Origin of the sequence: Microcystis sp. M083S1 (genome assembly GCF_020246405.1) — a bacterium.
GTDB classification, from domain to species: Bacteria; Cyanobacteriota; Cyanobacteriia; order Cyanobacteriales; family Microcystaceae; genus Microcystis; species Microcystis aeruginosa_C.
This window is the reverse complement of the sequence record NZ_JADBTB010000141.1, coordinates 1-8,615: the sequence shown is the minus strand read 5'-3', so window position 1 is coordinate 8,615 and position 8,615 is coordinate 1. Positions and strand designations below refer to the sequence as shown.

General features: G+C 48.7%; 8 protein-coding genes. 6 read left to right on the top strand and 2 right to left on the bottom strand.

Translation table 11 applies throughout. The annotated features are described in order from the left end of the window. The first annotated feature begins 197 nt into the window (after positions 1-197). The 5 genes from pstC (at position 198) to IM450_RS13815 (ending at position 4,971) form a co-directional block, all read left to right on the top strand. Positions 198-1,139: a phosphate ABC transporter permease subunit PstC gene (gene pstC, locus IM450_RS13835; RefSeq protein WP_002803518.1), complete on the top strand. Its 942-nt coding sequence runs from the start codon at positions 198-200 to the stop codon at positions 1,137-1,139. A gap of 5 nt (positions 1,140-1,144) precedes the next feature. Then, complete coding sequence (pstA, locus tag IM450_RS13830) at positions 1,145-2,035, top strand: phosphate ABC transporter permease PstA (RefSeq protein ID WP_287664586.1); 891 nt, start codon at positions 1,145-1,147, stop codon at positions 2,033-2,035. A 121-nt stretch (positions 2,036-2,156) separates the two neighbouring features. Continuing rightward, positions 2,157-2,954: a phosphate ABC transporter ATP-binding protein PstB gene (pstB, locus tag IM450_RS13825; protein WP_002803515.1), complete on the top strand. Its 798-nt coding sequence runs from the start codon at positions 2,157-2,159 to the stop codon at positions 2,952-2,954. Positions 2,955-3,026: 72 nt separating this feature from the next. Beyond that, the gene (cax, locus tag IM450_RS13820; RefSeq protein ID WP_287664583.1) at positions 3,027-4,118 is read left to right on the top strand and encodes a calcium/proton exchanger; all 1,092 of its coding nucleotides are present in this window, start codon (positions 3,027-3,029) and stop codon (positions 4,116-4,118) included. Between the two features lie 136 nt (positions 4,119-4,254). Beyond that, positions 4,255-4,971, top strand: a complete 717-nt coding sequence (locus IM450_RS13815; RefSeq protein ID WP_287664580.1) for a cadmium resistance transporter — start codon at positions 4,255-4,257, stop codon at positions 4,969-4,971. Positions 4,972-5,145: 174 nt separating this feature from the next. Here the strand turns inward: IM450_RS13815 and IM450_RS13810 are convergent, their stop codons facing one another. Continuing rightward, the gene (locus IM450_RS13810; protein WP_287664577.1) at positions 5,146-5,628 is read right to left on the bottom strand and encodes a thiol-disulfide oxidoreductase DCC family protein; all 483 of its coding nucleotides are present in this window, start codon (positions 5,626-5,628) and stop codon (positions 5,146-5,148) included. Positions 5,629-6,165: 537 nt separating this feature from the next. Continuing rightward, the gene (locus IM450_RS13805; RefSeq protein WP_287664576.1) at positions 6,166-6,615 is read right to left on the bottom strand and encodes a hypothetical protein; all 450 of its coding nucleotides are present in this window, start codon (positions 6,613-6,615) and stop codon (positions 6,166-6,168) included. Positions 6,616-6,622: 7 nt separating this feature from the next. Between IM450_RS13805 and IM450_RS13800 the strand changes: the two genes are divergently transcribed. Next, positions 6,623-8,221 (top strand): vanadium-dependent haloperoxidase, encoded by a 1,599-nt coding sequence (locus tag IM450_RS13800; RefSeq protein ID WP_287664573.1) that lies wholly within the window; start codon positions 6,623-6,625, stop codon positions 8,219-8,221. Positions 8,222-8,615 lie beyond the last annotated feature (394 nt).

Sequence of the window (8,615 nt, the reverse complement as noted above, 5' to 3'; positions counted from 1 at the left end):
GTCCCACGGTACGTTGACCGCCTATAGCTTCTTGTACTTGTTGCGCGCGACTTTTTACCCGGCCAAGCTTTTCTGGTCGGAACCCCCTAAGCCGAGTTTTCAAGGTGCTGCGCCGTCCACTTGGTTTTCGAGACTGGCCTCTTAATTCTAACGTAAAGCCGCCGTAGAACGGCGGGGTTTCAGACCCAAAATTTCCTATGACCACTACCGGTTCTTTTGATGACTCTTTGTTCGCAAGAGGGGATTCTCTTCTCAAGCGAGCCTCCGATGATGTTCCCGAGAAAATTATCGGAACGATTTTGTTCGCCTGCGCCCTTGTATCTGTAGTCACAACCTTCGGCATCGTCGCTATTATTTTCAAGGAAACTGTCGCTTTTTTCCAGGAAGTAAGTTTCGGGCAGTTCTTCTTGGATACCCAATGGACTCCCCTTTTTAATCCTCCCCGTTTCGGGATCTGGCCGTTGATTAACGGAACCGTTTTAACCACGGTCATCTCAATGGTGGTCGCAGTTCCGTTGGGATTGTCTTCAGCGATTTATCTGGCCGAGTACGCAACCCCGAAAGCAGCTTCTATTCTGCGTCCGGCCGTGGAAATTTTGGCGGGAATTCCCACCGTAGTTTACGGTTACTTCGCACTGATCTTTCTCACACCCTTACTACGGAATTTTTTACCCGTAGAGGTTTTTAACGCTCTGAGCGCGGGATTGATGATGGGAATCATGATCACCCCGACCGTCGGTTCGATCAGTCTAGACGCGATTAAATCGGTTCCCCGTTCCCTGCGCGAGGGTTCCTACGCCCTAGGAATTACCAAGCTGGAAACAATTTTCAAGGTGGTTTTGCCGGCCGCCCTATCGGGGATTATGGCTTCGATTATTTTGGGGGTTTCCCGTGCGGTGGGAGAAACCATGACCGTCCTGATCGCGGCGGGTGCTCAACCTCGTCTAACTTTCAATCCACTGGAATCGATCGCCACCATGACCGCTTTTATGGCCCAGGTTTCTAGTGGAGATGCCCCGAGAGGGAGTTTCAATTTTAAATCCATCTATGCGGTCGGTGCGGTGCTTTTCCTGATCACTCTGGCACTCAACATCGGCAGTTATTGGATTTCTAATCGCTTTAAGGAAAAATACGACTAATTATCATGGTTAAATCTTCTCCTGCTAGGGATACGGCCGTCTTTAACGATCGACTCGAAAGCCGAGAAACCATCGGCAAAATCTACGAGTATATTTTCTTGATCGGATTACTCATCGGTCTATTCGTTCTCGCTCTACTGTTGCTCAATGTCTTTCATGACGGACTGGCCCGCCTACTCACCCCCGGTTTTCTCACGGAAACCCCCTCCCGTTTTCCCGATCGCGGGGGAATTCGCCCCGCGATTATCGGTAGCCTCTATTTGGGAGTAATCGTGATCTTGGTAGCGGTGCCCATCGGGGTGGGCGCTGCCCTATACCTAGAAGAATACGCCCCGAAAAACTGGTGGACGGCGCTGATCGAGGTGAATATCGGCAATCTGGCCGGGGTTCCCTCGATCGTTTACGGTTTACTCGGTTTAGGGGTCTTCGTCTATTTGCTGAATTTCGGTTCTACCCTACTTTCCGGGGCCTTAACTCTATCTCTACTATCGCTGCCAGTCATTATCGTTGCGGCGCGGGAGGCGATCCGGGCGGTTCCCGATTCCCTCCGCCAAGCTTCCTACGGTCTAGGCAGCACCAAATGGCAGACGCTCCAACACCATGTTTTACCCTACGCGGTGCCGGGGATTCTCACGGGGGTAATTATCTCCGTGTCGCGGGCGATCGGGGACGCGGCCTCGCTAGTGGTGGTGGGAGCGGTGAGTTTTCTGACCTTCGATCCTGGTTTATTCGAGCGATTTATGGTACTGCCCATTCAGATTTTTAGTTATGTCTCCCGTCCTGAACCTGGTTTCGCCAATGCCGCCGCTGCAACGATTATCGTTCTGATCCTTTTGATCATGGCGCTGAACGCCATCGCCATCTATCTACGTCAACGCTATTCGACACCGAATTAGGGAAGGCAGCAGGCAGCAGGCGGGAGGTTAGATAAGTCTATTTAACTTATTAATTGCCCACTCCTCTACTCCCCACTGCTCCCGAAACACATCTTTAACCATACTCAGGAGAATTTTTGCCATGACTACCCACCTTAACCCAGATCACAGTGTTTTCGAGGCGGAAGGAGTGAAAGTTTTTTATAATGGATTTCTCGCTCTTCTGGACGTTCATATTAAAATTCCCGCGCAAAAAATCATCGCCTTTATCGGGCCGTCCGGTTGCGGGAAAAGTACCCTCTTGCGCTGCTTTAACCGAATGAATGATCTGATCCCCGGCGCCAAGGTGGAGGGAAAACTACTTTACCGAAATCAGAATATTTACGATTCGCAGGTCAATGCGGTCAAGTTAAGGCGACAGGTGGGGATGGTTTTCCAACGTCCCAACCCTTTTCCCAAGAGCATTTACGAGAATATCGCCTACGCGCCCCGAACCAACGGTTATCAGGGAAATCTTGATGAATTGGTCGAGTATTCCCTGCGGCAGGCGGCGATCTGGGAGGAAGTAAAGGACAAACTGAAAGAAAAAGGAACGGCACTATCGGGGGGACAACAACAGCGTCTCTGTATCGCCCGTGCGATTGCGATGAAGCCGGATGTTTTATTGATGGATGAACCCTGTTCGGCCCTCGATCCCATCTCTACCCGTCAGGTGGAGGAATTGTGCCTACAACTGAAGGAAAGTTACACGATCATCACCGTCACCCACAATATGCAGCAGGCATCGCGGATCGCCGACTGGACGGCATTTTTTAACACCGAAACCGATCGGTCCGGGAAACGCCGGGGAAAATTAGTCGAATTTAGCCCCACGGAAGTTATGTTCGGCAATCCGCAAACCGACGAGGCCCGGGAGTATATTACCGGGCGATTTGGGTAATTGAAACAGAAAAAAAGCCGATAGTCTGTTTTTCAAAACCGTGCGCGGTTTTATGCCGAGACACCCATTGCTATGAATAGAAAGGACTGGATTTTCGCTATTTTGTTGGTTTTTGTCCCGATCTCGATCGCCTGGAATTTCCTGCGTTGGGACGTGACGATCGTTTTCCTGAGTGCCTGTCTAGCGATTGTTCCCCTGGCCGCTTACATGGGAAAGGCAACCGAGGAAATCGCCGTCGTGGTCGGTCCCAATCTCGGCGGTTTACTGAACGCCACCTTCGGCAACGCCACCGAATTAATTCTCGCCTACGCCGCCCTGGAAGAGGGTTTGATCGAGGTGGTGAAAGCGACGATTACCGGTTCGATTATCGGGAATCTGCTGCTGGTAACGGGCTTATCGATGTTTTTCGGCGGCTTACGCTATAAAGAACAGAAATTCCAGCCCGTGACCGCCCGTTTAAATTCCTCGTCGATGAATCTCGCCGTGGCAGCGATCCTCCTACCCACGACCGTTCAATACACCTCCGCCGCAATCGAGGAGAGCGTCCTACAGCGTCTCTCGGTAACGGTGGCGGCGGTATTAATTTTTGTGTATTGCCTGAGTCTGCTTTTTTCGATGAAGACCCATACCTATCTTTACGAGGTGGGGGACGCAGATCTCGATCAAGAGTCGGGGGAAGCGGTAAGCGTAAAAAAGCCGAATCTCTGGCTCTGGGTGGGGATATTACTGCTGGTGACCATCGGGGTGGCGGTCGAATCGGAATTATTAGTTAATACCCTAGAGGAAGCCACGCATAAATTAGGATTAACGACCCTTTTCACGGGGGTGATCCTGCTGCCAATTATCGGCAACGCGGCCGAACACGCCACCGCGGTTAGGGTCGCCTTAAAAGACAAAATGGATCTGGCGGTTTCTGTCACCGTCGGTTCAAGTCTGCAAATCGCACTTTTTGTCGCACCGGTTCTCGTAATCGCGGGTTATTTCATCGGTCAGCCGATGGCTCTCGATTTTGATCCGTTTGAATTGGTCGCCGTCGCCGTCGCGGTGTGGCTGACTAACTCGATCAGTAACGACGGTCGCTCGAACTGGCTAGAGGGTATATTACTCGTCGCCACCTACGCAGTGATCACCCTTGCTTTCTTTTTCCATCCCGCACCGGGATAAAGCGATCGGTCGTGGGAAATACAGTTTCTCGATCGGGATAGGTAGTAAAATTCTCCCGTTCCAGAACCTTTGAAGGAAAAGCCGAACAAGGTTTAACGAACGGACGAACCCGACGGCCATCTTAAGGAAAAAAACCATGATCGAGATTGTGATCGCGATATCTACCGGTGTAGCGGCATTCGTCGCCACCAACCTCGACGATATATTGATCCTGACGATTCTCTTCAGCCAAACGGGGAAACTCTTCCGTCGTCGCGATATCGTCATCGGTCAGTATATCGGCTTTAGTCTGCTTGTTATTGCCAGTTTAGCGGGATTTTTCGGGTGCTTTCTCATCCCTACCCCCTGGATTCGCTATCTAGGCCTCGTTCCTGTGATTCTCGGCATCGTTTCCCTTCTCAAAGAAGAGGAGAAGGAGGAAGAGCCGGAGAATGTCGAATTGGACTTAGAGGGTGCGAAACATTCCCCCTTCGGCGTAGCTCAGGGTAAACTCTTCGGTGGTTGGTTTGACCCGCGCACCTATAGCGTGGCCGCGTTGACCGTCGCCAACGGCAGCGATAATATCGGTATTTACGTTCCCCTGTTTGCCAGTAGTAGCGTAACAAGTCTGATCGTTATCGTCAGCGTGTTTTTGATTCTGGTGGGGGTTTGGTGTGCGATCGCCTACGGGTTGACCAGTGTGCCGACCATCGCCACTATTCTCACCAGTCAGGGAAGCACCTTCGTTCCCTGTGTGCTGATCGGTTTAGGGATTTTTATCGTCAAAGAAAGTATTCCCCTCGCGTTTTTGGCCTTAGGAATTAGCTATCTCTGGGCGATCATCGGTCGCAGTAAGGGACTGGCAAGAAAATAAAGTACCATTTATTTCCCAGGCAGAATTATCACATTAAATCTGGTTATTAAAAACTGATTATTTATTTCTCCTTTTGCCTTTTGACTGTCCTTATAAGTAGCCTATACTCAACGGATTTAGTATCACATCCCAGGGAGTGATTCCCAGTGGGATCTGGGGTTAGGAGATTTTAACTCACTGAGAACAACGATTTGATGAGTTGCATTCCAGACGTTTTTGACGTTCTGCTAAGATTGTTTTTAAATTCGGTCTTCCGGTTAAGGTTAATCGCCAAGAAGCCCAAATTTCATAGATAATATCCACTAGAAACCCGATAACCGGCCATTTGGTAGCGGCATAAATCCAACCAATGCCCAAAATATCATAGACTTGGCGAAACACTTCCACATTTTGGAGAATAGTACCATCGGCTAGTACAGCATGGATTCGTCCCATGGCTGCCGCGAAGGAAATACCGCCATTTTCCTCCGGATTATAGTTTTCGGCGGCAATATCGACAAAAGCAACTAATCCTCTCCCAGCATCCTGTTTTTGCAGAAAATTGACCTCCCGCAAGCAGAGGGGACATTCTCCATCGTAGAGGAGTTTAATTTTCCAAGAGGGCGATCGAGTAGAATTTTCTAAGGTATCAGCAGATTGAGTCGGTAAAGATGACATGATCTTCTAGGGATTCTCGTTTTAGTGATTAGTGAATGGTTGGGGTTTGACAGCATTTTTCTTTATTCGTGGCAGACATAGCACTCCCCTCTCCCACCCCCTCCTTGAACGAATTCCCAGGGTTTGGGTGTGAGGGCAAGTGACCATCTCTGCCATGACTTTAGAAAAATGCCATGAAATGACTATAATTTTATCCATCGAAAAAAATCTATGATTGAAGACGTAAAAAGTGATTGACTTCATAGATTATCTGGGTTATAGTGTGTGATATAGATCACTTAAGTGTGTGATGCAGATAACTTAGTTGTGTCGCAAAACTCAAGTTTGAATTGTGCTTATGATTCCAATCTTAGGACTATTTTCACACAGATGGGGGAAATACACAGGTAATGGTCGCCCATCAAAGACAGGCAATCGCAAGCGGTACTCGTACTGTGAACCTGTAAATTTCTACTGATGGTGACATAGGTGTGCTGCTGGAGCGCAACAACAAGTTAAGCTTCCATGCTTTCTGTCTTGAATGCCTTATAATCTTTTCTAACTTATTGCCATGAATTCAACCAATCTTATAACTACCGCCGACTCATCGCCGGAAAACACCTGCGATGAGCAAAAGAAAGTAACCGAGAACGAGCAAATACCAAATAGTACAAACCCGACCAGTAAGATTGATGAGTTGTTAAAGGATGCTGTCGGTGGCAAAAATTTAAATTCCCTCTCCCGAGGAGATTTAAATAAGCTTTTGAACAAAGTTGATTTTTTAGGTGCAATTGGACTTGATACTGACGGAAAAAAGATACCAAAAAAAGTTGACGACAACCAAAAATCAAGTCTTACCTCAAGTCCTACCTCAAGTCTTACCTCAAGTCCTGCCTCAAGTCCTGCCTCAAGTCCTGCCTCAAGTCCTGCCTCAAGTCCTGCCTCAAGTCCTGCCTTAAGTTTTACCTCAAGTGTCTCACTACCAGATTTAGTGGGCAGTTTTGGCACGATTAATTTGCCAAGTACAGTTGACTTCGGCGCTCTGGGGAATGCACAGGTAATTGTCACCAATCAAGGACAGGCGCTCGCCAGTGGACCTAGTACTGTCAAACTCTACATCTCCACTGACGGTCAGATTGACAGTAACGATGCCTTACTCACCAGTGTCAGCACAAACTTGAACCTAAACGCCGGGCAGTCAGTCACCCTAGACTTGCAGTATCAAAACAATACTTCAGTCATCGCTCCGGGGGCCTACTTTCTCATTGCTCAAGTCGATGCAGATAACCAAATTGCCGAACAAGTAGAAACCAATAATGTCACCAGTAAATTAGTATCGGGACTCAATACTAATGCCGTCATCGACTGGAATGCGATCGCATTAAATGCGATTCAAGCCGAGGGAAAAGCGGGGCAGGGAGTCGCGCCGACAGTAGGTTCTCGCTTAATGGCGCTGGTTTCTACTGCCGTCTATGATACGGTCAATGCCTTCAACACTTTATATCCCTCCTACGCTGTAAATGTGAACGCACCAGCGAATACCTCGTTGGAGATGGCGGTAGTTGGTGCTGCTTATCGAGTTCTCTCCACTCAATTACCTGGACAAAGTAGCTTGTTCTTACAGCAAGTAGCCAATTCTCGGGCGGAGATTCTGGACAGTGCCATCGCTGAAAGCAGGGGTTTTAATTTTGGCATTTTAGTAGCCAATCAGAGCCTCAATTTACGCGCTAATGATGGTTCTAACGACAATACGCCTTTCACTCCGCTGTCGGGAGCCTATGTCTGGACACCAGAAACCTCGGGCCCGACTGCTGCGGTAGCAGTGGGTGCGAACTGGGGGGGAGTAGATACTTGGACGATTGGCGACATTGACCAGTTTGTCTCGCAAAATCAAATTGATGTAACTCTTGATGGCCGTCCCGACACAAATCCTACATTGTATGCCCAAGAAATTGAAGAAGTCCGGCTCTATGGCGGCTTGGACGACACTACTCTCACGACCACTTTACGCAATGCAGACCAGACAGAAATGGCTGTTTTCTGGGCTTATGACCGGGCTGATACCTTCCGTCCCTACGGTCAATTAAACCAAATTGCTCAAGAAATTGCGGTGCGCGACGGCAATACCTTGCAAAAAGATGCCAGCCTATTTGCCGCGTTAAATACCGCGCTGGCGGATGCGGTAATCGTCGCTTGGAAAGAGAAATACACTGAACTCCAACCTCGCCCTGATGACGTAATTGCCGGAGGATTTGCGGCTAATGACGGGTTAGCTTCTACGGTGGGCGATCCCGATTGGAAACCCTTGCTGTCACCATTAATGGGGGTTAATTCGCCACCCTTCCCGGATTATATGTCAGGGCATTCCGCCATGGGGGGAGCATTTGCTGGAGTGATGACCAACTATTTTGGTGACAACTATGTGTTTAGTGCTGTCTCCCAAGAACTTGTTGGTGTCGTTCGTACTTTCGATAGTTTCTATGAAGCGGGAATGGAAGATGCCCTCAGTCGTATTTATGGCGGGGTTCACGTCCGTGAGGCTTGTATTGATTCTTTTGAAATGGGGTTAGCTGTTGGCGAGTTTGTCGCGGCAAATTTCTTTCAGCCGATTTAAAATCGGGTTCGTTGTTAAGGCTCCGGCCCGATGATTGACAATGGAACGTTTGTCTCTGGCACTTTTTTAGTCAAAAAAGTGCCAGAACTGTTTTCTAGGAAGGCTTCCAGTAATAAGCTGTTCGTAATTTAAATTGCTTGTTGAGACGAGGCAAGAGGCAAGAGGCAAGAGGCAACAGTAAAGGGATTGAGGTAGATTCGGCTAATCTTAAGAATAAGCACTTTAAATGCGTCTTAGCTTATTCAACCAACCCTAGATAGGGGCTGCTGAAAAAGTTTTTCGTGGGGGCAGGGTGTGGGGTGTGGGGTGTGGGGTGTAGGGTTTTACCGATTTTGAGGTAGTCAGTTACCTAATTTTCAGGGAAAAAGTACCTGAATTTTACCCCCGATCCCTC

Excerpts from the sequence above, each read along its gene's own strand:
- pstC (WP_002803518.1), top strand. The coding sequence starts at position 198 with ATGACCACTACCGGTTCTTTTGATGACTCTTTGTTCGCAAGAGGGGAT.
- pstA (WP_287664586.1), top strand. The coding sequence starts at position 1,145 with ATGGTTAAATCTTCTCCTGCTAGGGATACGGCCGTCTTTAACGATCGA.
- pstB (WP_002803515.1), top strand. The coding sequence starts at position 2,157 with ATGACTACCCACCTTAACCCAGATCACAGTGTTTTCGAGGCGGAAGGA.
- cax (WP_287664583.1), top strand. The coding sequence starts at position 3,027 with ATGAATAGAAAGGACTGGATTTTCGCTATTTTGTTGGTTTTTGTCCCG.
- IM450_RS13815 (WP_287664580.1), top strand. The coding sequence starts at position 4,255 with ATGATCGAGATTGTGATCGCGATATCTACCGGTGTAGCGGCATTCGTC.
- IM450_RS13810 (WP_287664577.1), bottom strand. The coding sequence starts at position 5,628 with ATGTCATCTTTACCGACTCAATCTGCTGATACCTTAGAAAATTCTACT.